Below are 25,851 nucleotides of genomic sequence, written 5' to 3'. Positions count from 1 at the left end.
TACAACTTCCTACTAATTAATTTTGGATTCCCTAAACTTCCGTTAGAACTTTTTCATCAAGAAAATCATAACCTTGTGCTTCTAATTCTAAGGCTAATTCTTTTGTGCCGCTCTTAACTATTCGTCCATCGTACATAACATGAACAAAATCCGGTTCTATATAATTGAGTAAGCGTTGATAGTGGGTAATTAAAAGAAAAGCGTTATCGGGTTTAGCCAGTTGGTTAACCCCATTGGCCACGATTTTTAGAGCATCAATATCTAAGCCCGAATCAATTTCATCTAAAATGGCTAATGTAGGGTCTAGTAATGCCATTTGTAAGATTTCATTGCGTTTTTTCTCGCCGCCAGAAAACCCTTCATTGAGACTTCTTTCTAAGAAGCTAGGATTCATTTTAACAATGTCGAGTTTTTCTTGTACTAAGTCTTCAAAATCAAAGGTATCAATTTCTTCTAATCCTAAATGTTTCTGACGAGCATTATAAGCCACTCTCAAGAAATCTAAATTACTTACTCCCGGAATCTCTAAAGGATATTGAAAGGCTAAAAATATTCCTTCTAATGCCCGTTTTTCGGGTTCTTTTTCTAATAAATTTTCTCCTTTATAGAAAATTTCTCCGCCAGTTACTTCATATTCAGGATGACCCGTTAATACTTTAGAAAAGGTACTTTTTCCTGAGCCATTTCTGCCCATAATGGCGTGAACTTCACCGGCTTTTATTTCTAAATTAACTCCTTTGAGAATCGGCTTTCCGTCAACATTTGCCGTTAAATTTCTTACAGATAAAATTACGTCACTCATTTTTTATTTCCCAGTATTGATTACTCATTCTTGATTAGTCATTAGTCGGGTGTCATTGCTCATTAGTTATTCCACTAGCTAGATTCAGTCTAATTATTTCTGGTTTTTCACTAAGAACTAATGACGATTGACTAATGACTAATAACTAACCTACAGTTCCTTCCAATTTCAGACTTAACAGCTTATCCGCTTCAGCCGCAAATTCCATCGGTAAGGCGCTTAAAACATCCTTACAGAAGCCGCTAACCAGCATCGAAATTGCGTCTTCTTCAGAAATCCCCCGTTGAGCAAAATAGAAAAGTTGATCTTCCCCTATTTTAGAAGTAGAGGCTTCATGTTCTACCTTAGCGGTATTATTATCAACTTGAATGTAGGGGAAAGTATTCGCTTCGGCATTATCCCCAATCAACATTGAATCACATTGAGAATAATTTCTAGCGCCTTTTGCTCCGGGCCCCATCTTCACTAAACCTCGGTAGCTATTCTTAGAATTGCCGGCCGAAATTCCTTTAGAAATAATGGTGCTGCGAGTGTTTTTGCCAACGTGGATCATTTTTGTCCCCGTATCAGCTTGTTGTTTATTATTCGTGAGAGCAATAGAATAAAATTCTCCCACAGAATTGTCCCCAACTAACACACAACTGGGATATTTCCAAGTAATAGCTGAACCGGTTTCTACCTGAGTCCAAGAAATCTTAGAATTTACGCCTTTACATAAGCCGCGTTTGGTGACAAAGTTAAAAATGCCGCCTTTCCCGTTGGCATCTCCGGCAAACCAGTTTTGCACGGTAGAGTATTTAATATCGGCATTATCGAGGGCGACTAATTCTACCACCGCCGCATGAAGTTGGTTAGTATCATACATCGGGGCGGTACAACCTTCTAGATAACTCACAGAAGCGCCTTCTTCTGCCACAATTAAAGTACGCTCAAATTGTCCTGTATCTCCGTTATTAATCCGGAAATAAGTAGACAATTCCATCGGGCATTTTACCCCTTTGGGGATGAAGACGAAAGACCCATCACTAAATACTGCTGAGTTGAGGGCAGCAAAATAGTTATCATTAACCGGAACAACGCTGCCTAAATATTTTTGTACTAATTCGGGATGTTCTTGTAGCGCTTCAGAAATGGAACAGAAAATAACGCCTTCTTTGGCTAATTTTTCTTTAAAGGTAGTGGCAATGGAAACACTGTCAAAAATAGCATCTACCGCCACATTACTGAGGCGTTTTTGTTCGGATAGCGGTATGCCCAATTTCTCAAAGGTTTCTAATAAAGCCGGGTCAACTTCTTCAAGACTCTCGAGTTTTGCCTTCTTTTGTTTTGGCGCAGAGTAGTAGATAATATTCTGATAGTCTATCGGGGGATAGTCGACATGAGGCCAAGTCGGTTCCGTCATCTTCTGCCATTGCCGATAGGCTTTGAGACGAAACTCTAGCATAAATTCTGGTTCATTTTTTTTGGCCGAAATTAAGCGAATAATGTCCTCATTGAGTCCACGCGGTACGGTTTCCGACTCAATATCGGTAACAAAACCGTATTTATATGGTTGGTTGACTAGAGTTTTAACTGTTGTCGCACTCATTGATATTAGTGTTCTCTCTACAATACGGGTTTAACGGTAACAAAGCCTCAAGGATGGCAGAGGAGTTCGGTACAGGTTCGACTTAAACAACAAGTTTGTTGTATAAGTCTATTCTACACTACTTTAGCAACATTGATGTTGTCAAAGTAGAACTTGCTGTCTTGATACCCTACAGTAATAACATTTATTCAAACTCCTGACAGTGCGTTACGCTTTGTTAACACACCCGTAAGCTGTAGGGTTTTCCCGCTTAAGTGCATTTCCCGGCAAATCTGAATTACAATAGATAAACAACATAACTGTTGTCAAAGTTGAGCTAATCCCCAGACAGGGAAATATGACTACCACTCAGCCTACTTCTACAAAACAAGATATTCTTAACTATCTCTTAAAGTACGGTCAAGCCACCGCACAAACCTTAGCAGGAACCCTAGATATAAGTCCCCAAGCAATTCGCCGTCATCTAAAAGACTTAGAAACCGACGAACTGATCGAACATAAAGCTGTACAAAGCGGCATGGGACGGCCCCAATATGTCTATTGCTTAAGTCGTCAAGGCCGCGAAAAATATCCTCACCGCTATGGAGAATTTGCCGTTTCCTTCTTGGATACCCTCATCGAAACAGTGGGAGAAAAACAAGTCGGCGAAGTTTTGCGTAAACAATGGCAAAGAAAAGCGGCTGAATACCGTGATCGCCTTGGTATAGGTTCTATAAAAGAAAGAGTAAATAAATTAGTTCAACTGCGGCAAGAAGAAGGCTACATGGCCGAATTACTGCTAATAGAAAATCATCAGGGTCGCCAACCCGGATATATTTTAGCTGAACATAATTGTGCTATATCAGAAGTGGCAGAATCTTATCCCAGTGTATGCGGACATGAATTAGAAATGTTTTCAGCCGTTCTCCCTGACTGTATTATAGAACGCACCCACTGGATCAACAATGGAGAACATCGTTGTGGTTATCTAATTCAACCTCGATAAATTCTGCCCAAAATTCCTAATAACAAACAGCCAAAATAAAAAATGATTGAATCACAATCTCCCGCGCAATTTTTAACCCCGGAAGAATCTGCTGATGTAGACAAAGCTTTACTCACATCACCCGAAAAATTTTTAACTCGCTTAACAATATCCTCCCTTAGACTCTTAAAAATTATTGCTCAAGATAGAGGCGTGCCGCTAGAAGAAATAACTCATCAACAGGTTATTGATTGGTTTGAAAAAGATGGTAAAATTAGAAGAGAACAAGGAACTGATGCAGCCGTTTTAAAATGGTAAAGCATCTCAAACAGTAAACTTATTCTCTTCTAAACTTTTGTTCATGAGCGAACAATGACTATTCAACTAAAAGTTCCTACTATTGCTTGTGACGCTTGCGCTAAAACGATTACCAAAGCGATACACAATCAATATTCACAAGCTAATGTTAACGTGGATGTCGCTAAGAAAATTGTTACCGTTGAAACAGACGCATCAGAAAATTCTATCAAGCAAGTCATAGAAGATGCCGGTCATACCGTAGAACAATAAACAGTCAACAGCTAAGAAATCATTACTCTTAACTGTTAACTGTTAAGTTATTTTAAGTCTGGTTCAATACCAGCCGCCCGAAGTTGTTCTAACAAACGTTCGGCCCTTTGACGTTCGGTTTCGGCCCTTTGACGTTCGGTTTCGGCCCTTTGACGTTCTTGAGTAACCAACTCCGAACCCCACAAAAGTAACTCGCCCTGTTCATCCCACCAGCGTAACCAATAGCAGGTCAGGTTTTCTCGAGTACCTTGCCAAACCCCCAAAAATAGATTCATTTGTGGGATCAAATAACGTCCATTCTCATCAGCCGGTTGTAACTGATAGCGCCCCGCATTATCTAACCGATAAACCTCTATAGTCCCAGTAAGCGGTTCAAAAATAACATAATTAGGAACCTGCAAAACTTGTTCATAAAAGAACCATTTACCCGGCGGATAAGTAGGTTTAGTCGAATATTCACCCCCCTCTGTATCTGAGAGAAACTCCATCACAATAAGCGGCATATCTCCTTGAAGTCGGGGGGTATAACTCCTTCTAACATCATCTTTAGGCACATCAATAGCCGCAATATATGCCCAGTCCGGCGCTTTGACCACTATCTTACGGTTGACAGTGGCACAAATTCCATAATTAGTAGGAGTTAAAGTCTTTTCAGATAGTCTGCCGCTAATATTAAGACTTTCTGTTAAAGCAGCCGCTAAAGCAGGTTGTAATATATTATCCACTGGATCGTCAGGTAAAACAAAATCATCCGGTAATTTTTCCCAAGAAATTTCTAGTTTAGTAATGGTGTTATTAGTCATTAGCTATTAGTCATTAGTTATTAGTTTTTCTCTTCCTCGTATACCCTCTTCTTTACCATCCCATTGTGCCAGGTTCTCCTTTAAAAGGCCCAACAATATCCGACGTTACCCAACCCCCATAAAAATTCCCGGGCTGCGGCTTGACTAACTCATCATCAACATAACAAGCATCCATCGCGGCTGGATAAAAAGCATAAGAATTCTCAATACCCGCAAACTCAGCAACCGGCTGAGGATAACGCCAAGCCGCCGCTTTAGCTTTTTTATCCCCTACAATAACATCATAATAAAGACATCTTCCTTTCCACTCACACCAACTTTTTTGAGTTGTTTCTACTAAATATTCTAACTTAATATCTTCTCCAGGTAGATAATAAACCGGCGGATGGCTAGTTTCTAAAACTCGTTTTGCTCGTCGTGTTTCTGCCAAAATAATCCCATTAAAAATCACACGAATTTGCTTACTGACATCTTCAAGACGAGGGGGACGCGGATAATCCCACACGGACTCTTGACCCGGTTTAGGAGTAATAGGGACAGGTTTCATTTAACTCGCTTCTTTGATAATTTTAGGATTTAATAACATCATATAGCGTTTCGCTTAGAAGTTGTGGGAGGGCGAGGCCTAATTTCTCGTTGGGTTGAGAATAGCTGATGCAATAAACCAGCAGACATCAACAAACAAATAAAATATAATAGTAACTAGCTAAGGGCTGATGAGTCGGTAGGAAAAAATTAATCATCTCTTTTGCCAGGTCATTTTAAGACAGTGACCTATGAATCAGCACACCTATGGTAAGCAGTAAACCTCAAATCCTTTCCCCTTGGCAACAAATTCAGCAACGTATTCAAGTTAGCCCTCTACCCAAAACCGAGGAATCTATCTTACTGAGAATTTTAGTACAAACTCTAGTGATTATCGGTATTATCGCTACTGATGTAGCTGCCCAAACCCAGATGAGTTATTGGGCAATTCCTTTAAGTATTGCCGGGGCAACTTGGAGTTGGTATCGCCGCAAAGAACGCAACATCGCCATGAAATTTTTCCTAGCGATAGCTATGCTGGCAGTCTTAGTATATTTTTTATCTAACCTCAATTTAAACGATACTCGTCTGTCCCTAGCAAAATTATTAATTCAATTACAAGTTATCCACAGTTTTGACCTACCTCGGCGCAAAGATTTAGGGTATTCAATGGTCATCGGACTAATTTTAATCGGGGTAGCCGGAACCGTCTCTCAAACATTGGCCTTTTCACTCCCTTTAGTGGGATTTTTATGTATTGCTCTGCCAACTTTAATTTTAGATTATCGTTCCCGTCTGGGACTAGAAAGCATCGATAATTATTTACGAGCAAAATCTTCGGTTTCTTCAGCCTCTACGAACAATTCGAGTCAGCGTTATTCTCCTTTATCATGGCATCGTTTGAGTGCCTTTACGGCAATCTCTTTATTAATAGGATTAATGATTTTTGCACTCATGCCACGTTTTCAGGGATATCAGTTAAAAACTTTTCCCATGAGTGGACCTGCCGAATTAGCTAACCAGGTTTTTCACCAAGAAAATCGAGATGTAGTGAACCCAGGATATATAAAAGGGGGAAACGCTGACGGACAAAAAGGTACAGGATTAGGAACCAACCTCAGTGAAGGCTCTGGTCAGGTTGATGATACATTTTACTATGGTTTTAATACCAAAATGAATCAAAATCTCAGAGGCAACATGAAACCCGAATTAGTCATGCGGGTTCGTTCACAAGCCCCCGGATTTTGGCGAGTAATGGCATTTGACCACTATACCGGACAGGGGTGGGAAATCTCCCGCCACAAGCAATTATTAAATCTTCAAGATTCTTTTTGGCAATATCGTTATTTTCTTAGTCTTCCCCCCATATATACTGAGACAAAAGAAATCATTCAAACCTACAGTATGGCTTCAACCTTACCTAATGTCATACCGGCTTTAGCTTATCCTGAATATATCTATTTTCCTGCTAAAGAAATAGCCGTTGACCCAGAAGGAAGTCTACGTTCCCCAGGACTACTACCAGAAGGATTAACTTATACTATTATTTCCCAAGTTCCCTATCGAAATCGCACACTACTACAAAAAGCCAAAGAACATTACCCGAAACAAATCAGAAAATACTATTTACAAATTCCCCCAGAAATTGCTGATAAAGTTCACACCCGAACCGAACAACTCTTAGCTAAATCTCCTAAGCCGCTAACGAGTGTTTATGAAAAAGTTCTCTATCTAACTCAAGCCCTTAAGCAAAATTATGAACTGATTCCCGATTTGCCATTTTTTAAAGAAGATGAAGATTTAGTTCAAGCTTTTCTATTTCATTATAAGGGCGGCTATGCCGATCATTTTTCCACCGTTTTAACCGTTATGTTACGCTCTCTAGGAATACCGGCCCGGTTAGCGGTGGGTTTTGCGCCTGGGCACTTTAACCCCTTGACCGGCTATTATCTGGTGTATAATACCGATGCTTATGCCCTCACAGAAGTTTATCTAGCCGGTTTCGGTTGGTTTTCCTTTGATCCGATTCCAGGACATGAAATAATTCCCCCTTCTTTCGAACAGGAGCAAACCTTCAGCGTTCTTAAACAAATTTGGCAATGGGTAGCCGGCTGGCTTCCCTCCCCTGTGTCAGCGATCGTTGATCATCTCTGGAATGGCATCATGGGGGTACTCTTAAACTTCTTTAGCGGCTTATGGCAATTTCTATCGGGTAGTTTAATCGGCGTTTTAGCGGGTTTAATGATGGCTATCGCCTTGGGTTTTTTGGGATGGTTAGGATTTAATTCAGCACGAAAATGGGGATACCGTCGTCGTTTAGCAAAATTGCCTCCTATGGAGCAAATCTACCAAAAAATGTTAGCCCTGCTCAAAAGGCAAGGATATCCTAAACATCCTGCTCAAACGCCCATAGAATATGCTAAGAGTGCCGTTGAACATCATCCCCAAGAAAGCGCCGCCATTATCGCTGATATTTCTCAAGCTTATGTTAGTTGGCGCTACGGAGAGCAACCCCCCAATGTAGGCCTTCATAAACAGCAGTTGAAAACTTTAACCAAAATGATCACTCAATTTACAACGGCTACTTAAACAACATTGCCCCCTAAAAATAATTGACAAAATTAGCAGAATCCAATAATCTAAATCCAACTCGACAAAGAGGCACGTTAAACTCATCAGGGGTGAGGAGTTGAAGTAGTGAAACAGTTTAACCTTAAGCTCAGAAAAAAAATAAGCCAATTACTTCACTCAGTCGCTAAGAATATAGAACCTCCAGATAACAAGACGGTGGGAGTCCTAGAAAAACCTACAGAGCAACCCTCCCCGCGATTTAAGCTGCCTCGCCTAACCCTGCCTGCCCTCTCGCCAAAATTGCAAAAATTGGCAGTTGTCCCTAGCAAAATCCAAAGACTCTATCAACGCTATCCCCTTCATCAGCATCCTAAATTTTGGTTCGGCTTGGGAATCACCCTAGGCATGGGAACCACAACCTTAGTAGTAGCCTGGAATATTTATCGTTTAGAAAGCACGCTCCCGAAATCCGTTGATGAAGTCCTCACCTACGCCCCTGAAGGCAGTTTAACCATTCAAGCGGCTGATGGCACAATCTTACAACAAGTTGGGGATATTCCTTATGAACACCTTAAATTATGGCAATTCCCCGACTATCTCCTCAAAGCATTTATAGCCAGCGAAGATCGCCGCTTTCAAGAACATCATGGCGTAGATTTTCAAGGCATTTCCCGCGCCGTGATCTCTAACCTACTGGCTAAAGATGTGGTGGAAGGAGGCAGTACCATCACCCAACAACTCGCTAGAATGGTTTTCCTCTCCCAAGAACGAAGCTTCAACCGCAAAATTCGCGAAATGCGTGTCGCTCAGAAAATTGAACAACGGTTTGATAAAGCCCAAATTCTCGAAAGTTATCTCAATTTTGTCTATCTCGGTTCGGGGGCTTATGGGGTCGCTGATGCCTCTTGGATTTATTTTAGTAAACCCGTAGAAAAGTTAACCCTCACCGAAGCCGCCACCTTAGCCGGCATTGTTCCCGCCCCGAGTCTTTATTCTCCGATCGAAAATCAAAAAGCGGCTAAACAAAGACGGGATTTAGTGCTTAAACGCATGGAGGAACAAGGATTTATTACCCCACAACAAGCCGCTACAGCTATCGCCTCCCCCCTGACGATTAATCCCAGTCCCCCCAAACGCCTACAACGCCAAGCCCCCTATTTTACCGAATACATTCAAAAAGAACTGCCCAGATATCTCTCAAAAGATGTGCTTTCTCGCGGCGGCTTAATTGTAGAAACTACCCTCAATCCTAAGTGGCAACAAGTAGCCCAAGAAAAGGTCGATCAGACGGTGAGTTTATATGGGAGATGGCAAAGATTCTCTCAAGCTGCCCTCGTGGCTATAGATCCCCGCAACGGACAAATTAAAGCGATGGTGGGAGGCAATGATTTTGAAAAAAATCAGTACAATCGTGTTACTCAAGCGAAGCGACAACCGGGATCGACGTTTAAAACCTTTGTCTATTCCACAGCGATCGCGGCAGGATTTTCTCCTTATCAAGGTTTCCTGGATGCAGAATATGTCGTCGATGGCTATAAACCGGAAAATTATGGAGATACCTATAGCGGGCAATATGTCTCTATGCGTAACGCCCTGACTAAATCATTAAATGTCGTTGCGGTGAAAACGTTAGTGGATGTGGGATGGAATCCAATCATTAGAATTGCTAAAAGAATGGGCATAGAATCACCCCTCAAACCTACCTATTCTCTAGCTTTGGGAGCCTCTGAAGTCAACTTATTAGAAATTACCAGCGCTTATGGAACTTTGGCTAATAAAGGCGTTCATCAACCCGCCTATGGTATTAGCCGCATTATAGACCGCAACGGTAAAATTCTCTATCAGGCAGATTTTAAGCCAGTTAAAGCGATCGATGAGGGAACCAGCGCCATTATGACCTGGATGTTACAGGGAGTCGTCAATGATGGAACCGGCCAACCCGCCCAAATCGGCCGCCCCGTGGCCGGAAAAACGGGAACCTCTGATAAAGCAAGAGACCTTTGGTTTATTGGCTATATTCCCCAATTAGTAACAGGAATTTGGTTAGGAAATGATGATAATCAACCTACTTGGGGAGCTAGTAGTACATCGGCGGCTCTGTGGCGACAGTTTATGCTCCCTGTGGTGCAAAATATGCCGATAGTTTCTTTTGAGAGTTTACCCCCCATAGACGGGCGCAAAGGGTCCATTAAAGCTGAACCCATTAAACCGAAAAATAGTTACTACAAAATGCCCGAACCCCAACCCACAGAACAAGAAGCTCAAACCACTAATAACAACACTCAAGTCCAAACACAACCCCAAACACAACCCGAACCTCGCAGAAGACGCAGAAGACGACGAAATCAAGAGCAAGCTTTTGCCCCTCAACCGGTACAACCTAGATATAATTATTCTTATCGAAGAAGACGATCGACAACATTTGCCAGTTCTCCCCCTCGTCAATCTGCTCCTGCCCCAGTGGCGACTTCCAATTCTGCTCCTACACCGGCAGCACCGGCGGCTGAATCTGTGCCCGTCTCCGCTCCAGTGACTTCTATTGCTCCCCCTGCTCCCCCTGCGGCTCATAAGTCGGAGTAAAAATCGTTATTAATCACTAATATCTTTTAAATCGATGTCATACAAATTTTAGTTTTGTCTGTGTTCAAATCAAATAAGCGTCTTTTGAGCAATAGCATAAACTCAACTTGTAATATAGACAACTTATCCTTTCCCCATAAACTCTTAACATTTGTTATCGTAGATCTTAACAAATGTAAATTCTTTGCGAGACGACAAAACAAAAATGGTTGTTACCTCTGCCACTCAGGCTGAAGCCCAAAACACCAAAGCTCTCAGGGAAGTCTGGGCTACCATTGATTTCAATAGTTGTCCCTATCACTATAACTTCCATATGCACACCACTTGCTCCGATGGTCAACTCAGTCCCATCGCTTTAATAGAACAAGTGCTTAAAATTGGTCTTAAGGGTTTGGCTATTACAGATCACCACTCTACCCAAGGTTACCAAATTGCACAAGAGCGGCTTAATGATCTTCGCCTACACCAACCTAATACCCTTTTGCCTCACCTTTGGACAGGCATAGAAATCACATCAAATTTATTAGGAGCAGAAGTTCATATCCTCGGTTATGGGTTTAACCCCCAACATCCGGTTATGAATTCTTATCTCAAAGGAGTACGCCCATTGGGAGAAGATGCCCAGGCTAAAACCGTTATTGATGCCCTCCATCAAGCCGGTGGATTAGTGGTTTTGGCACACCCTGCCCGTTACTCTCGTTCAGCACAAGAATTAATTCCTGCGGCTGCCGGGTTAGGAGTTGATGGGATAGAAGCTTACTATGCCTATGGAAATCCTAAACCCTGGCAACCTAGTCCAAAACAAACTGAGCTAGTCCTAAAACTGGCTGAAGTCTATGGAGTCTTTACCACCTGTGGAACAGATACTCATGGCGTTAACTTACTGTATCGTCTCTAAAGCAATCTGTATTTCAATCATCCGTGTGCATCCATCCTAAATCCAATCGTTGCCAGGTTAATTTGTTTAGCTCTTGCTGCCAATTCCAGCGTAACAAGTTTGCCTTTTGTCCTACAGATAAGCCGGGTAATCCGATCGCTTTACGCGGTGATTCAGTAGCCAAAGCGATCGCTGATTCAACCTTACAAATATCCCATTTGACTAAATTTTCTACTCCCGTTAATAACGGTAGCGTGGTTCCTGCTAATTTTCCACTGGCTAATCTAGCTGTCCCCTTTTCGATTTGAATTTTTCGTTCATCCCAGGGATATATTCCATCCGGTAATCCCAAAGGAGCTAAGGCATCACTGACTAAAAAAGCTCCTCGCTCATATTCGCAAGCTCTTAAGAGAATTTTAAGCATGGTTGGCGCTACGTGATGACCATCAGCAATCACACCACAATACACATTTTTACTAACGATTGCCTCTCCTAATAATCCTGGTTGACGATGATGTAAGGAAGGCATCGCATTAAAAGCATGAGTAACCATTGATGCCCCTTTTTCAAAGGCTTGTCTAGCTTCTTTGGCTGTGGCTTGTGAATGACCCAGGCTGACAATAATCCCTCGAGAATGTAAATAGTTAATGACTTGTCCAGTGACATCTAATTCTGGCGCTAAGGTCATAATTTTAATGATACTTTCGTGATTAGTGATGATCCCTTCTAAAGCTTCTAAACTCGCGGTTAGTAAATATTCGGCTGGATGCGCTCCTCGTTTTTCATAGTTCAGAAATGGCCCCTCTAAATGAACTCCTAAAACTTGGGCTGTGGTTCGATTATTTTGCTTTTGTTCGGCAATAAATTCTTCTAACACTAATAGCGAACGTTGGAATTTCCGCACAGCAGTTGTGACTAAGGTGGGCAGAAACCCATCCACTCCTTTTGTCCATAAAAAATCACAAATTTTCTCTAGTCTAGGCAAGTCTTCTAGCGTTAAATCGGGAAACGCCAACCCAAAACAACCATTGATTTGTAAGTCTATTCCTCCCAAAGAAATCCAATCGCCTTCTACATCGATAATGGATGGTTTTTCTTTTTTTGCTACCCCTTCCCTCATGGGTTTGATTGCTGCTATTTCAGAACCAGTAATCTCAATCTGCTGCAATTCCTCTGAGCCTGGTATTAGAGCGTTGATGATAGTGATCATGATTTTTTGTACTTCGTCTATCGTTATTATTCCTTAGTTTTTCCTTATTCCCTATTCTCTGTTATCTGTTGCTGATTGTTAAGATTAAGTGTGTCAAAAAAGGGTTTTTAAGCCTTGACAAATTTAATTTTTTTTGCGATAATTGTTTTTACAATGGGAATATTTTTGTTTATATTTAAGTTTTTATATTGTCATTATAAAAAATCTTCTATTAAAAATAATAATACCATAAAAATCTCCCATTTTAAATATTAAAATTAAAATTTAACAATTAAAATCAAAAACTGATGACCAACCAACAGCCTACAACAGCCGCTCCTAAAATCCAAGTAGGAATCATAATGGGTAGTGATTCAGACCTACCAACCATGAAAGAAGCAATCGCCGTATGTGAAGAATTTGAAGTCAGTTGGGAAGTGGCTATCGTCTCAGCCCATCGTACCCCAACGCGAATGGTAGAGTATGCTCAAAGTGCCCATCAACGAGGCATCAAAGTCCTGATCGCCGGGGCCGGCGGAGCGGCTCATTTACCGGGAATGGTAGCTTCATTAACTCCTTTACCGGTCATCGGAGTACCCGTTGCCACTCGTCATCTCGGGGGAGTGGATTCGCTCTACTCAATTGTACAAATGCCCGGAGGAATTCCTGTAGCAACCGTTGCTATCGGCAACGCCAAAAATGCAGGCTTATTAGCCGTACAAATTCTAGCCACCCATAACCCAGACTTACAAGTCAAAGTGCAACAGTATCGAGAGAACCTTTCTCAAAGCGTTTTAGACAAACAAAGCAAATTAGAACAACTGGGATACCAGCAATACTTAGAACGGATGTAAAAATAAGTATAAAGACTCCGCCCCTTCGGAACCCCTCAATGCCTCGGGACTTCGGCTCAGGGGTGGGGTTTAACTAAATACTAGAGAGAAAAACAGTAATGATACGCTGGATTCTAATTTTATTGACTGTCGTTTTGATTTGGAGTGGGGCGGGGAACGAGTTCCGCACTGGCGGACAGAGTGCCTGGGCCGAACCGGTCGTTTCTTCTTCAATTACAGAACAACAAATCAAGCAGGGAGAAGCCCTAGCTCAAAAAGCCTTTGAAGCAACAGACAAAGGAGATTTTCCCGCAGCCGAACAATATTGGACTCAATTAATCGAACAATTTCCCACTAATCCTGCGGTTTGGAGTAACCGAGGCAATTGTCGCGTGAGTCAATTTAAACTCGATGAAGCGATCGCCGATTTTAACAAAGCCATTGAACTCGCACCCGATAGCCCTGATCCCTATTTAAATCGTGGGACGGCCTTTGAAGCGCAAGAACGATACTCTGAAGCCATCGCCGATTATAATCAAGTATTAGCCTTAGATCCTTCTGATCCCATGGCCTATAATAACCGAGGCAACGCTCAAGGAAGCTTAGGCCATTGGCAAGAAGCCCTAGCAGATTATCAAAAAGCCATCGACATAGCTCCTAATTTTTCCTTTGCTCAAGCCAATGTGGCCTTAGCGCTGTATGAAACAGGTCATAAAGAGGAAGCTACCCGCAAAATGCGCTCTTTAGTCAGAAAATATCCCATGTTTCCGGATATGCGAGCGGCTTTAACGGCGGTACTCTGGGAACAGGGTAAACAAGGAGAAGCCGAAAGTAATTGGGTTGCTGCTGTGGGGATAGATAACCGATATCAAGACTTAGACTGGGTGAAAAATATCCGTCGCTGGCCGCCTCAGATGGTAGCGGCTTTGGATAAATTTTTGAACCTTAATTAAAAACATCGACGATGATTCGCTCTGATTAAATGGTAACTATGATGAAACTCTAAAATTATAGTCCATCAGAGAATCAGATAAATCATCGTCCCCTTTTCCCTACTTCTGGCCAAAATCTTGGGTTGCCCGGCAAAAAAGTTTACAAAAAACACTTTTTTAGAATTAGTAAGGTTAGAATTTTAGTAAAATAGTCAGCTTTATTTAAATGTCAGAGGAACAATTGATCCCACTCATTACTGATTTTGGCGACTTCAATAAATCCCTGACTCTCACTGACCAATCAGTTATCACTCATCAGCTTCAAGTGCTAAACTACTCGTTCTATTTTTCCGGGACTCAATTTAAAAGATCTCAGGAAATTTTTGAACATCAAAACTTATATTACTCTTGAGTGAAAGAGTGTATAACTCAAGTCTGTTGACCTTCAGATAGAAGCCAATCTGAGGGCAAACTATCTACCATTAATAATAAAAAATTTCCAAGGAGATACTGCCTATGTCCTACTCTTTCGATATTATTGGCATTACCCCTGTTTTAACGTTTTTTAATTATCAACAGCAACATGAACACAATCCTCATCGAGGAAAAACGCATCTCGGTAGCTATGAATGCTCTTTAGACTCGTTTATTAAATCGACCAAAATGGTTCCCTCTAGACCGAATTGGGATTGGGATGAAGTCACTAATATAATGATTAAGTTTTGGTTGAAGAATGAAGACAAGATCCGCTACTGGAAAAATGAGTTAACCCGGGGAAAACAAGAAGAAAATATAATCGTTGCTAGAGTGGTTAATTTTGAAGCTCTACGAAATGAATTAGAGTCTTTATTTGAGGCTTGATATTTAAATCCCACATTGAGTCCCTCCAACTGTTATATCGGTTGGAGAAATTCAATAATAAGTACCTGGACAAAAGTAAAGTTAACTGTTTGGCAAGGGAACAGGGAACAGGGAACAGGGAACAGGAAAGGCTTTCAATGTTTTTACATTTCTTAACATAATGTACACGGAGTGGCGCGGAGCTAAGCTTTATTTATGTCCAGGTACTTACTATTTTTTAAAAATATGCAGGTATAGAGAAAAATTATTGATTACAATAGAAATAAGCTAATCAATGTTTTCTAGCTTACATAAGATTTTTTTTTAAATAATATCGATAACATTAACTCTAACATCGGTTTGGTAAGCTATGACTTAAAGAAATTAAAAACAACAATAAACAGTCACTATGTTTACCATTCCAGAGATTTTCACTAATTCTTGTAAAACCTTATTTTGGTTACCATTAGGCATAGCAGTAATCAATTTAGGATTTGACAGTCAATCGGCACAAGCCTTAACTTTTCAAGAGACGACTAAAGGAAAGCTAGAGTTTAGAGATTATGATCATCAATTGGTAGCCACTGGATCATTTAATTATAGTCCAACACCGTTTGAAGGTTTTTTTGCTGTAGGAGAAATACTCGATTTATATAGTGATTACGATGAGGATGGGAATTATTATGAGTATTATTTGCCCACAGGTTATTATGAAGGTATATTCTATAATGATCCTAGTCAAATACCTAACAATCTGTACATTGTTAATACACTTGAGATCGAAGCTAGTCAAAATTTACATCTAACCGATATCCAGATTAATTTGTCGGGTTCCCAAAAGAAGTATTATTTAAGTTCTTACCTTCCTAATCAAAGTTATTTTTTTAATCCTCTTAGCAGCAGTATCAGCCAAGTCAAGATTAGTGCTGACAAACTAGGTAATGTTTTTTTATTTTCTACAGACGCTTGGTATTACCAATCTGACCTAATTGGTGAGATACTGATTTCAATAGATGCTGCTGGCTTTTTTTCCTTTTTTGATTACGATGAAAACGTTTCGCTTGATGGTACATGGACGGCGAGTGCAGTACCCGAACCTCTGACTCTTTTCGGCGTGAGTACAGCCTTGAGTTTTGGAGCCTTTTTCAAAAGAAAGCTGTTGAAAAAATCAAAAACTGTTTAATGATGACTACCCTAATTAATTGTTGAAATTTTAGGCTTTAGCCCACCACTAGGGGAACCTGCTGAAGGCAGGTCCCTTAATTGATTAGCGTTTAATTTATAAGTAGGTAGGCATAAATAAATGAATAATACATTAATTCTTAAAAATGCCTAAAACTCTTAGCTGTTGCCTGTTGCTATTTATTTACTATTAGGATTGGGGGGTTTTTTATTAAAATAAGCCTCCATCACCTGACGAACGATGGGACCGGCCACCGAACCTCCCCCACCGCCAGAATGTTCTACAAAAGCCACTGCAACAATTTCTGGATTATCAAAAGGAGCAAAACCGCCAAACCAAGTATGAGACTTACCCGGAGGGGCTTCGGCTGTGCCGCTTTTTCCGGCTACTGGCGGTAAATAAGGAACATTAAGACCTTTGCCGGTCCCACTGGTAACCACGGCCCGTAGTCCTTCTCGGAGAGTTTTGATCGTAGTGGGTTTAAAATGCAAATTCGTGCGCCATTGATCCGCTTTTTTGGTACTATCTGCTAACAGATGAGGTCTGACTCTATAGCCGCCATTAGCCGGCACAGCAAACATCACCGCTATCTGAAGAGGAGTTGCTTGGGTAAATCCTTGTCCGATGGACATATTGACACTATCTCCGTCAGTCCATCCCCAATTGAGCATCTTGCGCTTCCAAGCATCATCAGCAATTAAGCCGGGAACTTCGCCAGGGATTTCAATCCCTGTTTTGCTGCCAAATCCATAGATATGAGCATATTTAATTAAAGTTGGACCTCCTACCCCCCTGCCAATTTGGCCATGAAACGTATTACTACTCATCGCTAGTGCCCTGACATACCCCAAAGGACCAAATCCTGCCCGGTTCCATTCTCCAAAAGCCGTTCCGCCTACATTCAGATAAGCAAACGTCCCTAAAATCGTATTGGGAGGGTATTTTCCGGACTCCATACCGGCGGTTTGGGTAACCACTTTAAAAGTAGAAGCCGGAGGAAACCCACGCATGGCCCGGTTAACAAAGGGTTTTGTTTCTTGTAGTTCCTTCCAAATAGCCGGAGTGATTTGGGAAGAAAAAACGTTAGGATCAAAGCGAGGATAACTAACCATCGCTAAAACCGCGCCAGTCCTCGGATCAAGGGCCACTACTGCCCCTTTGCGGTTGCCTAAAGCCGCTTCTGCTGCTTTTTGAACATTCAAATCTAGGGTTAGGGTTACATCTTTGCCGGGTTTAGCCGCTTTTTGACCTAACACCCGCATCACTTTACCGGCTCCATCTACTTCCAATTGCAAGCCGCCCCATTCTCCTCGTAATTGTTGCTCATAGGCTGCCTCTACGCCCATTTTTCCCACCACATCGCCCATGCGATAGCCTTCTGAGCGGCGTTGTTTTAACTCTTCGGCATCTAATTCTCCGGTGTATCCCAACACATGAGAAGCGATTTTTTTATGAGGATAATCTCTAACCGTTTCTATATCTACTTCTATGCCACTAATTTGACTGCGGTACTCTTCGAGTGCTGTAATTTGAGCCGGGGTGAGACTGCGAGCGATGCGGATGAGGGTAGGAGAGTTAAAACCCGCTTGTTGCACCTTTTCTTCGATACTTTTTTCAGATACGCCTAAAAGTTCGGCAATACGTCTTCTATTTTCCGGCCAGTTTTCCCGTTTTTGAGCCATCGGCCATAGATAAGCCGCATGAGTTAAACGAGTCGTGGCCAATACTCGCCCTTTGCGATCAAATAGGTTGCCTCGCACCGGCTGTTTGGGCACAATCCGAATACGGTTATTTTCAGCTTTTTCTCGATAGACTTCTCCTTGAGATAATTGTAAGTAAAAAAGACGTGCCCCCACCCCTCCTAATAAAACAAGACTGATCAACAGCATCATTAAAATCGATTGATACTGTCGTCCTACTGTTCGGCCTGTCTCTTGACGACGATCTTGGGCAAAAGAAGGTTGAGAGGTTCTCTTGGGAGAAGGGCTTTTTTTGGCTCTTGGCTTTGGGAGGAAGTCGATAGTACGCATTCAGTAAGCAAACTCAGTTTAAATAATTAGTTTTATAAGCTTTGCCTTTCTTAGTATAGAAATGTAACCACCAAATCACGGCCTTTCATCAGTCTATATAATGATTTCTACTTGTTCTAAGTAGAATTTCCTATCATAGACGATGATTTCCCAGGAGGGAGCATTTGATTGTATTCAAATAGACGCAACTAACACCGCCGATGCTCCCAAGCCCGAGAAATTTTAGTAAACATTGCTAGTATGTAAGAAAAATTCCGACTCGATCTCCCAAAATCCATGACTTTGACAGAACCCCTTGTTTCGTTGCTCGAACATGATGTACTAGAACGCTTACGGAAAGCGGATCAGCTTCTACAGGGTTTACGTACTCAGCCTATCTCTGTTCCTTGTGTAGTTAAAGAAAGTTCACAATCCCTGGGAAGCGTAGACTGGGATGTAGTCATTAGTGGAGGAACTTTAGGAATTTTACTGGCTGCGGCTCTCCAACAACAAGGCTACCGTATTGCAGTGATTGAACAAGGAATTTTACGCGGGCGAGAGCAAGAATGGAATATTTCCCGTCAAGAATTAACCGTATTTTTAGAGCTAGAACTTCTGACAGAAGCCGAATTAACCACCGCGATCGCTACAGAATATAATCCCGCTAGAGTAAGCTTTTTCCAGGGTTATGAACTGTGGGTTAAAAATGTTCTTAATTTGGGTGTTGACCCCGTTTTTTTATTAGAGACTTTAAAAAATAAATTTTTACATCACGGAGGAAAGCTTTTAGAAAAAACGCCTTTTCAAGCCGCTACTGTTCATCCCGATGGACTTGTGGTCAAAGCCGGCGATATATCTTTAAAATCTCGCTTATTCATCGACGCAATGGGGCATTTTTCCCCTGTGGCTAAACAAGCTAGAAATGGTCATAAACCCGAGGGACTTTGTTTAGTGGTTGGCAGTTGCGCTAAAGGCTATGACAAAAATGAAAGCGGAGATTTAATCGCTTCTATTACGCCTATTCTCAATCAGTGTCAGTATTTTTGGGAAGCTTTTCCGGCTAGAGATGGCCGCACCACCTATCTGTTTACTTATCTAGATACTCATCCCGATAGATTTGGCTTAGAGTTTTTTATGGAAGAATATCTTAAATGGTTGCCAATCTATCAAAATGTTGAGTTAGAAAAACTGCACTTTGAACGATTTCTTTTTGGCTTTTTTCCCTCTTATCGGCAAAGTCCCAATAAAACTCCTTGGCATAGAATTTTAGCTGTAGGAGATAGCAGTGGCAGTCAATCGCCTGTTAGTTTTGGAGGGTTTGGGGCAATGGTTAGACATCTTAAAAGACTTACTGATGGCATTACTGAAGCCTTAAAAGCTGATGTTTTAGATGCTTATGCTTTATCTTTATTACAACCTTATCAACCTAATATATCGGTGACTTGGTTATTCCAAAAAACTATGAGTGTAGCCATGAATCAAAAAGCCGAACCTAACCAAATTAATAATTTAATGAGTGGGGTTTTTCAGGTGATGGATCAATTAGGTGAAGATGTTTTAAAACCTTTTTTACAAGATGTAATTCAATTTCCGGCTTTGGCTAAAACTTTAATTTTAGTTAATCCCAAGCTAGTTTTACCCCTTCTTCCGCAAGTGGGAATTAGTCCTTTAGTTGATTGGAGTTTTCATTATTTCAATTTGGCTCTTTATAGTGGGTTATTTCCCCTCGGTAAACTCCTGAATCCTATCGCTAATAATTTACCTGATATTCCTAAATATTATTATCATCGTTGGCTAGATGCTTGGAAATACGGCTCAGGCAAAGATTATCATAACAGTTAATAGAGAACAGGGAACAGAGGTAAAAAAGAATGACTAATGTAATGATTAATGACTAATGATTAATGATTAATGATTAATGACTATGCAAAATTTTTATCAAGAAATTCATCAACCTGATGCTCAAATTGATCTGGCAAAAGCTTCACTATACCTAGCTCAACAAGAATACCCTAAACTCGATATAGACGAATATTTAAACGCTCTTGATACAATGGCTCAAGAGATAAAAGAACGTTTGCCAGATTCATTTTATCCTCTAAAAATTATTCAAACAATTAACCATTATTTATTTGAAGACCTCGGCTTTGAAGGAAATAGAACTGACTATTACGATCCCCGTAACAGTTTTTTAAATCAAGTCATTGATAGACGGACGGGAATACCTATTACTCTATCTGTGGTTTATTTAGAAATAGCCAAGCGGCTCGATTTTCCTATGGTAGGCATAGGAATGCCAGGACATTTTATTATTCGTCCTAATTTTGAAGAAGCCGGAATTTTTGTAGATGCGTATAATCAAGGAGAAATTCTCTTTGAACAAGATTGTGAACAAAGACTACAAGAAGTTTATCAACAGCCAGTTAAATTAGAACCTCATTTTCTTGAACCGGTCACTAATCAACAGATTTTAGGACGAATATTGACAAACTTAAAATATATTTATCTCAATGGTCAACAATTTTTTAAAGCATTAACTATTCTTGAATACATTTTGTTGATTTTTCCCAATCATCCTCTAGAATTGCGAGACCGAGGATTAATTTATTATCACTTAGGTGAAACCCAAAAAGCTTCTCAAGATTTAGGATTTTATCTGGCTTTGTTACCGGATGCTCAAGATGCTCAAGTGATACGCCAATTATTAGAAAAAATGAATTGATTTAGTCCTTAGCACTTGAGTTTAGACTATCAAAAAAAATAATACCTATGAACTAATGGCGAGCTATTTTTGCCTGCAAGTTAGTCTAAACAAAAGATGGAAGCAAGATCAGCAAACGACAAATCGAGTCAGCGATGCTGAAATAGGGCTAACTTATTTATCCCTAGCGAGACGCGCGACAAAAAGTTCTGGAAAAAAGGGCCCAAAACCATACTCAGTATAAGTTTAACCAAAGCGCATCAGTTAAAGGTTTGATAGATATAGGTTCAGTGCCGCTTATACCCCCTTTAAGGTAGAAAACTTGTCCAGCAAGACTTACAGCCCTTTTAGTCACTAAAGTGTGTTTAAGTCCGGCTAGTGCAGCTTGGCGGAAATAACGCATCAGGTTTAAAAAAGAACTAAATTCAGATAAACTAAAGGTGTTTTACACAAAACTTTACATTTTTCCCTTAAGTTTAACATCAAGTCTAACATTGCCCCTGTAAAATACATAGATGCTCAGCGAGCAAATGAAAATTATATCAAGAATTTACAAAGTTTATGACTTTAATCGACAGTCCTGACATAATCCCGTTAAATTTGAATTCCCCTGGTTCTTTAACTTTGAATGAAGATCCCATTATCCCTGTTTCCTCTGCCAGCGCACCGTTGAATATTGAAGCCTTACAAACTACGGCTAATTCAATCAATGCTAATAAAATTCAATTCCCAAATTTTTCCGACATTTCTGCTTTTAAACTGAATGGTTCAGCAAGACAAATAGACAATGTTTTAAGGTTAACAAACGATAATACTAATGAGAGAGGCACAGCATTTTTAACTAATAAAATCGATATTACCCCCAATACTTTCTTCGAAACACAATTTCAGGTTAATCTTTATGGAAAACAAAAAACAAATGGGGCAGACGGGCTTACCTTCATCATTCAGAACACCCCATCTGGAGCTAGCGCATTAGGAAGCGCAACAGCAGGAGGAGGAGGATTAGCCTATAAAAATCTTGGTTCAAGTATAGCAGTAGCTTTTGATACATTTAAAAACAAATGGGATGTTGGCAACAATAACTTATCTCTTCTCCAAGATGGCAAGGTTGAGAAACCGCTAGTGACTCAATCTTCTCCCCTCGATCTTAATGGCGGGAAACCTTTCTATGCCTGGATTAATTACGATGCCATAGCAAACCTTTTGCAAGTCTTCTTATCTGAGAGCGCCAACAAACCCACTTCGCCGGTGCTTAACTACGAGGTTGACCTAGCTTCAGCCGTGGGGTCTCAAGCTTGGATTGGTTTTGGGGCAGCAACAGGCGCACTATATAACGCTCAAGAAATTCTCAACTGGGAATTCACAAGTTATGAACGCATCAACCACAAACCCAACACGCCAGCGATCACTGAACCTAACGTTGCAGGAAAAATTGTTATCGCTGGTGATGTTCATATGGAAACGTCAGACTTCGTTGATGCTAACGATCCGTCCGATACTCACCTTTATACTGACTGGGAAATCTGGGATGTGGCACGTAATCAAGTGGCTTGGCAAGCTTACAATATTCGAGGTATTGAGAAACTCCACATTCATTTAGGAGATGGAGAGTTTGTCAATAGTTATCTTGGACGATCAGAGCTTTTCGCCAGTACCGACTACAAACTACGAGCCCGCCACGCTGACAATTATGGATTAACCAGTGATTGGGGAGAGATGCCTTTTAAAACAGCTAGTGCTATGACAGTCTTTCCGCTAACTTTAGACAATATTGAGGATGAGTCAAAGCCTGAATGGCGTGATAGCAATAATGGCAATCCTATTATCCTGCCAAACTCAACCACTCAACCTTTCTTGAGCCTAGAGTCACCGTCAAGTGAAACCTTATTACAATTTAAAGGCTTAGATGGAATATCTAACCAAATTGTCAATGCGCCTGCTTTAAATCAACACAAAAACGTGCGTTTGCGGATTAGCGCAGGAAGTAGCAGTCTTAACTTACCCCAGTCGCAAGTAACTTTCACAGATGAAACCGCAAAAAGCTACAGCATCTATTTACCCGCCATCAGTTTGGCAGCCGGTCAACAAAACTATTTTTGGGTCTCTACCAATGGCACTACCTATGTGGGGACTAATACACAAACTCGTCCTGACTTCTCTAAAGTAGCGCAAGGCACTTTAAACCCTTGGCGAGTTACCCAGTCTGGTTACAAAGTTGAGAAAGTTGCCACTGGCTTCCAGTTACCAGTAAATATTGCTTTCGTCCCTAATGCTAAACCTGATGATCCCCAAGATCCTAGCGATGATAACGATCCCTATTATTATGTGACCGAACTCTACGGCACCATCAAGGTGGTTTCTAAGAAAGGCACAGTCTCTAATTATGCCACTAACCTGCTGAACTATAATGTCTTAGGATCTTTCCCTGGCAGTGGCGAGCAAGGGCTATCCGGTATTACCGTCGATCCTCAGAATGGAGATGTTTTAGCAGCACTACTCTATAGTCCCAATCCCAAGAATGATCTAGCTCCTCATTATCCTAAAGTAGTGCGTTTGCGTAGCAGCGATGGAGGTAAAACTGCATCAAGCCAGACGACAATTCTCGACATGGTTGGCGAAATACAAGGACAATCTCACTTTATCTCTAATCTCTCCATCGGGCCGGATGGCAAACTCTACGTTCATATGGGCGATGGCTTCAATACTAGCACTGCACTGAATTTAAATTCTTTCCGAGGGAAAATCCTGCGATTAAATATAAACGGAGCAGACCCGAAGTTAGATGGAACACCTTCTCAAGATAATCCCTTCTATAACAAGGGTGATGGCATCACTGCTAAAGATTACATTTATGCTTATGGATTACGCAATCCCTTCGGAGGAGCTTGGCGGGCAGCAGACAATTCCCATTACTCAGTCGAGAATGGGCCAGGAAGCAATGATCGCTTTGCTAAAATAACCCCTGGCACTAATTATGGTTGGGACGGAACCGATGCAAGCATGACAATTAATGCCCTTTATAATTGGACAGCAACAAATGCGCCAGTTAACGTCGCCTTCATTCAATCAGAGACATTTGGTGGCAGTGGTTTTCCTTTAAATGGACCTACCTCTAAGGAGGGACATGCTTTTGTGTCATTATCCGGACCTACTTATGTAGGCGGTCGAACGACTCGAGGTAAACGGATTGACGAATTTATTCTCGACGAGAACGGTAACTTAAAGAGCGATCCGATTTCTCTAATTGAATATGATGGAGTCGGCAAAGCTACAGTAGTTGGCTTGGCAGCAGGTCCAGATGGGTTGTACTTTAGCGATCTCTACAAGGACCTTGATTATACTTCGCCTATTGATCGCGGTGCTAATATCTGGAAAATTAGCTATGTAAAGGGGTAAAAATAGTGAGGATACTGACTTGTAAATCGTTTCGATTTTCATTGATGCTGGTGAATCTCATTCAAACATAAAAAAGTTGTTCTCCCTTTCTCAGCAAGACATGGAAGAAAGTGCTAAACTGATTCCATGTCTTACATTAGATAAAAAAAAGTCAAAAAGACGGACTATGTAAAAAGACAATATATGCGAAATTGGCGAAAAATAGAGACTAAAATAGCCGCCGTAAATGTCGATGCAGATCATAAAAAAATTATTCTTTCATTAAATTATAAAATATTTAAAGCCGAGGAACCAAAGTTTAGTTAACTAAGAAAATACGCTATCAGGCAAGAGGCTATAGGTAACCTTGAAAGGGTTTGGGACTGTTGACATTCCCCTCTCCCTTGCCTGAACTTTATTGATGTCCAGGTACTTACTCCCTGTTATATTTATTGTTGTGTCTGTACTTAACCATTAAATAAAGTCTGTGTTTTTCAGCATCGTCATTCCTACTTATAACCGTAAACCGATTCTAGAAAAATGTCTGATCGCTTTGGAACATCAGCAATTGAGTGATCATAAAGTCCAAGGATATGAAATCGTTTTGGTGGATGATGGATCTACTGATGGGACACTCTTATGGTTAGCTGACCATAAAGATCAATTTCCCCATGTGCGATCTTTGTGTCAAGATCACCAAGGACCCGCAGCCGCCCGAAATTTAGGTGTAAACGAGTCTTTAGGTGATACGATTATTTTTATCGATAGTGATTTGGTCGTGACAGAACAATTCCTTCAGTCTCATGCAGATGCCCTCATTGAAGCAGAAAAAAAATTAGGCAGTGATCGCCTTTTTACCTACGGATGGGTAATTAATACTTGTAACTTTGACGATCCTACCTCTGAACCTTACAAAATTACCGATTTTTCTGCCGCCTATTTTGCCACAGGAAACGTAGCCATAGCCAAAAAATGGCTGTTAATGGCCGGATTATTTGATACCCGTTTTCAACTTTATGGGTGGGAAGATTTAGAATTAGGAGTAAGGCTCAAAAAATTACAACTCACATTAATCAAATGTCCTGCCGCCGTTGGCTATCATTGGCATCCTCCTTTTAAACTAGACCAAATCCCAGCTTTGATCGACAAAGAAATACAACGGGGACGAATGGGAGTATTATTCTATCAAAAGCATCCCCATTGGGAGGTTCGCTTAATGATTCAGATGACTTGGCTACATCGAATATTATGGGGGGTGTTGTCAGTGGGAGGACGACTCAATGAGCATACCATGGCCCCTTTGCTACAATGGTTAATCAACCAAGGAAAACCTCAGTTAGCTTTAGAGATAGCCAGAATTTTCCTGAATTGGTATAACGTTCAGGGAGTTTACGCTGCTTATAAGGAGATGCAACAGCAATCCTAAATCGTAAACATTTCTTGACATAAATCTAAAGATTTTCCTTATATTTACCTTCTCAGTTTACATTCTGCCAATATGGAAAA

At 40.9% G+C, this 25,851-nt stretch carries 20 protein-coding genes; 14 read left to right on the top strand and 6 right to left on the bottom strand.

Annotated elements, in window-relative coordinates:
* Positions 1 to 31: 31 nt before the first annotated feature.
* Entirely contained in the window at positions 32 to 802 is a 771-nt protein-coding gene (sufC, locus tag CYAN7822_RS15340; protein WP_013323187.1) for a Fe-S cluster assembly ATPase SufC, read from the bottom strand.
* A 145-nt stretch (positions 803 to 947) separates the two neighbouring features.
* A complete protein-coding gene (gene sufB / locus CYAN7822_RS15335) occupies positions 948 to 2,390 on the bottom strand; it encodes a Fe-S cluster assembly protein SufB (protein ID WP_013323186.1) in 1,443 nt (480 codons plus the stop codon).
* Between the two features lie 337 nt (positions 2,391 to 2,727).
* On the opposite strand from sufB, the gene sufR reads away from it, so the two are divergent.
* Genes sufR through CYAN7822_RS15320 form a run of 3 tightly spaced genes read left to right on the top strand, consistent with a single transcriptional unit; the run spans position 2,728 to position 3,924 of the window.
* Positions 2,728 to 3,375: an iron-sulfur cluster biosynthesis transcriptional regulator SufR gene (gene sufR, locus CYAN7822_RS15330; RefSeq protein ID WP_013323185.1), complete on the top strand. Its 648-nt coding sequence runs from the start codon at positions 2,728 to 2,730 to the stop codon at positions 3,373 to 3,375.
* Between the two features lie 42 nt (positions 3,376 to 3,417).
* Complete coding sequence (locus CYAN7822_RS15325) at positions 3,418 to 3,672, top strand: hypothetical protein (protein ID WP_013323184.1); 255 nt, start codon at positions 3,418 to 3,420, stop codon at positions 3,670 to 3,672.
* 54 nt (positions 3,673 to 3,726) lie between these two features.
* Positions 3,727 to 3,924, top strand: a complete 198-nt coding sequence (locus CYAN7822_RS15320) for a heavy-metal-associated domain-containing protein (RefSeq protein ID WP_013323183.1) — start codon at positions 3,727 to 3,729, stop codon at positions 3,922 to 3,924.
* Positions 3,925 to 3,971: 47 nt separating this feature from the next.
* Here CYAN7822_RS15320 and CYAN7822_RS15315 read toward each other — a convergent pair whose 3' ends face one another.
* Complete coding sequence (locus tag CYAN7822_RS15315; protein WP_013323182.1) at positions 3,972 to 4,727, bottom strand: Uma2 family endonuclease; 756 nt, start codon at positions 4,725 to 4,727, stop codon at positions 3,972 to 3,974.
* 52 nt (positions 4,728 to 4,779) lie between these two features.
* On the bottom strand, positions 4,780 to 5,274 hold the full coding sequence (locus CYAN7822_RS15310; RefSeq protein WP_013323181.1) for a DUF427 domain-containing protein: 495 nt from the start codon (positions 5,272 to 5,274) through the stop codon (positions 4,780 to 4,782).
* Between the two features lie 245 nt (positions 5,275 to 5,519).
* On the opposite strand from CYAN7822_RS15310, the gene CYAN7822_RS15305 reads away from it, so the two are divergent.
* The 3 genes from CYAN7822_RS15305 (at position 5,520) to CYAN7822_RS15295 (ending at position 11,301) form a co-directional block, all read left to right on the top strand.
* On the top strand, positions 5,520 to 7,841 hold the full coding sequence (locus CYAN7822_RS15305) for a transglutaminase TgpA family protein (protein WP_013323180.1): 2,322 nt from the start codon (positions 5,520 to 5,522) through the stop codon (positions 7,839 to 7,841).
* A gap of 108 nt (positions 7,842 to 7,949) precedes the next feature.
* On the top strand, positions 7,950 to 10,403 hold the full coding sequence (locus CYAN7822_RS15300) for a transglycosylase domain-containing protein (protein WP_013323179.1): 2,454 nt from the start codon (positions 7,950 to 7,952) through the stop codon (positions 10,401 to 10,403).
* A 205-nt stretch (positions 10,404 to 10,608) separates the two neighbouring features.
* The gene (locus tag CYAN7822_RS15295; protein WP_013323178.1) at positions 10,609 to 11,301 is read left to right on the top strand and encodes a PHP domain-containing protein; all 693 of its coding nucleotides are present in this window, start codon (positions 10,609 to 10,611) and stop codon (positions 11,299 to 11,301) included.
* 13 nt (positions 11,302 to 11,314) lie between these two features.
* On the opposite strand, the gene nagA is transcribed toward CYAN7822_RS15295, so the two are convergent.
* Positions 11,315 to 12,490 carry an N-acetylglucosamine-6-phosphate deacetylase gene (nagA, locus tag CYAN7822_RS15290; protein ID WP_013323177.1) on the bottom strand — a complete coding sequence of 392 codons (1,176 nt, stop codon included), beginning with the start codon at positions 12,488 to 12,490 and terminating at the stop codon, positions 11,315 to 11,317.
* A gap of 287 nt (positions 12,491 to 12,777) precedes the next feature.
* On the opposite strand from nagA, the gene purE reads away from it, so the two are divergent.
* The 4 genes from purE to CYAN7822_RS39490 all read left to right on the top strand — a co-directional run bounded on the left by purE (position 12,778) and on the right by CYAN7822_RS39490 (position 16,257).
* The gene (gene purE / locus CYAN7822_RS15285) at positions 12,778 to 13,323 is read left to right on the top strand and encodes a 5-(carboxyamino)imidazole ribonucleotide mutase (protein ID WP_013323176.1); all 546 of its coding nucleotides are present in this window, start codon (positions 12,778 to 12,780) and stop codon (positions 13,321 to 13,323) included.
* A 101-nt stretch (positions 13,324 to 13,424) separates the two neighbouring features.
* Complete coding sequence (locus tag CYAN7822_RS15280; protein ID WP_425365342.1) at positions 13,425 to 14,255, top strand: tetratricopeptide repeat protein; 831 nt, start codon at positions 13,425 to 13,427, stop codon at positions 14,253 to 14,255.
* Positions 14,256 to 14,750: 495 nt separating this feature from the next.
* On the top strand, positions 14,751 to 15,095 hold the full coding sequence (locus tag CYAN7822_RS15275) for a hypothetical protein (protein WP_013323174.1): 345 nt from the start codon (positions 14,751 to 14,753) through the stop codon (positions 15,093 to 15,095).
* A gap of 388 nt (positions 15,096 to 15,483) precedes the next feature.
* The gene (locus tag CYAN7822_RS39490) at positions 15,484 to 16,257 is read left to right on the top strand and encodes a PEP-CTERM sorting domain-containing protein (RefSeq protein ID WP_013323173.1); all 774 of its coding nucleotides are present in this window, start codon (positions 15,484 to 15,486) and stop codon (positions 16,255 to 16,257) included.
* 179 nt (positions 16,258 to 16,436) lie between these two features.
* On the opposite strand, the gene mrdA is transcribed toward CYAN7822_RS39490, so the two are convergent.
* Positions 16,437 to 18,287 (bottom strand): penicillin-binding protein 2, encoded by a 1,851-nt coding sequence (gene mrdA, locus CYAN7822_RS15265; protein WP_013323172.1) that lies wholly within the window; start codon positions 18,285 to 18,287, stop codon positions 16,437 to 16,439.
* 276 nt (positions 18,288 to 18,563) lie between these two features.
* On the opposite strand from mrdA, the gene CYAN7822_RS15260 reads away from it, so the two are divergent.
* The 4 genes from CYAN7822_RS15260 (at position 18,564) to CYAN7822_RS15245 (ending at position 25,771) form a co-directional block, all read left to right on the top strand.
* Positions 18,564 to 20,108: an NAD(P)/FAD-dependent oxidoreductase gene (locus tag CYAN7822_RS15260; protein ID WP_013323171.1), complete on the top strand. Its 1,545-nt coding sequence runs from the start codon at positions 18,564 to 18,566 to the stop codon at positions 20,106 to 20,108.
* 82 nt (positions 20,109 to 20,190) lie between these two features.
* Positions 20,191 to 20,988 carry a SirB1 family protein gene (locus CYAN7822_RS15255; RefSeq protein WP_041933265.1) on the top strand — a complete coding sequence of 266 codons (798 nt, stop codon included), beginning with the start codon at positions 20,191 to 20,193 and terminating at the stop codon, positions 20,986 to 20,988.
* A 540-nt stretch (positions 20,989 to 21,528) separates the two neighbouring features.
* A complete protein-coding gene (locus CYAN7822_RS15250) occupies positions 21,529 to 24,366 on the top strand; it encodes a PQQ-dependent sugar dehydrogenase (RefSeq protein ID WP_013323167.1) in 2,838 nt (945 codons plus the stop codon).
* Between the two features lie 466 nt (positions 24,367 to 24,832).
* Positions 24,833 to 25,771: a glycosyltransferase family 2 protein gene (locus tag CYAN7822_RS15245; RefSeq protein ID WP_013323166.1), complete on the top strand. Its 939-nt coding sequence runs from the start codon at positions 24,833 to 24,835 to the stop codon at positions 25,769 to 25,771.
* The last annotated feature ends 80 nt before the right edge of the window (positions 25,772 to 25,851 follow it).

The sequence above is a fragment of the Gloeothece verrucosa PCC 7822 genome (assembly GCF_000147335.1).
Lineage (GTDB): Bacteria > Cyanobacteriota > Cyanobacteriia > Cyanobacteriales > Microcystaceae > Gloeothece > Gloeothece verrucosa.
This window is presented reverse-complemented; position numbering and strand designations above follow the sequence as displayed.

Excerpts from the sequence above, each read along its gene's own strand:
- CYAN7822_RS15320 (WP_013323183.1), top strand. The coding sequence starts at position 3,727 with ATGACTATTCAACTAAAAGTTCCTACTATTGCTTGTGACGCTTGCGCT.
- CYAN7822_RS15305 (WP_013323180.1), top strand. The coding sequence starts at position 5,520 with ATGGTAAGCAGTAAACCTCAAATCCTTTCCCCTTGGCAACAAATTCAG.
- sufC (WP_013323187.1), bottom strand. The coding sequence starts at position 802 with ATGAGTGACGTAATTTTATCTGTAAGAAATTTAACGGCAAATGTTGAC.
- CYAN7822_RS15275 (WP_013323174.1), top strand. The coding sequence starts at position 14,751 with ATGTCCTACTCTTTCGATATTATTGGCATTACCCCTGTTTTAACGTTT.
- CYAN7822_RS15250 (WP_013323167.1), top strand. The coding sequence starts at position 21,529 with ATGACTTTAATCGACAGTCCTGACATAATCCCGTTAAATTTGAATTCC.
- CYAN7822_RS15310 (WP_013323181.1), bottom strand. The coding sequence starts at position 5,274 with ATGAAACCTGTCCCTATTACTCCTAAACCGGGTCAAGAGTCCGTGTGG.
- CYAN7822_RS15255 (WP_041933265.1), top strand. The coding sequence starts at position 20,191 with ATGCAAAATTTTTATCAAGAAATTCATCAACCTGATGCTCAAATTGAT.
- purE (WP_013323176.1), top strand. The coding sequence starts at position 12,778 with ATGACCAACCAACAGCCTACAACAGCCGCTCCTAAAATCCAAGTAGGA.
- mrdA (WP_013323172.1), bottom strand. The coding sequence starts at position 18,287 with ATGCGTACTATCGACTTCCTCCCAAAGCCAAGAGCCAAAAAAAGCCCT.
- CYAN7822_RS15260 (WP_013323171.1), top strand. The coding sequence starts at position 18,564 with ATGACTTTGACAGAACCCCTTGTTTCGTTGCTCGAACATGATGTACTA.
- sufR (WP_013323185.1), top strand. The coding sequence starts at position 2,728 with ATGACTACCACTCAGCCTACTTCTACAAAACAAGATATTCTTAACTAT.
- CYAN7822_RS15315 (WP_013323182.1), bottom strand. The coding sequence starts at position 4,727 with ATGACTAATAACACCATTACTAAACTAGAAATTTCTTGGGAAAAATTA.
- CYAN7822_RS15325 (WP_013323184.1), top strand. The coding sequence starts at position 3,418 with ATGATTGAATCACAATCTCCCGCGCAATTTTTAACCCCGGAAGAATCT.
- CYAN7822_RS15295 (WP_013323178.1), top strand. The coding sequence starts at position 10,609 with ATGGTTGTTACCTCTGCCACTCAGGCTGAAGCCCAAAACACCAAAGCT.
- CYAN7822_RS39490 (WP_013323173.1), top strand. The coding sequence starts at position 15,484 with ATGTTTACCATTCCAGAGATTTTCACTAATTCTTGTAAAACCTTATTT.
- nagA (WP_013323177.1), bottom strand. The coding sequence starts at position 12,490 with ATGATCACTATCATCAACGCTCTAATACCAGGCTCAGAGGAATTGCAG.
- sufB (WP_013323186.1), bottom strand. The coding sequence starts at position 2,390 with ATGAGTGCGACAACAGTTAAAACTCTAGTCAACCAACCATATAAATAC.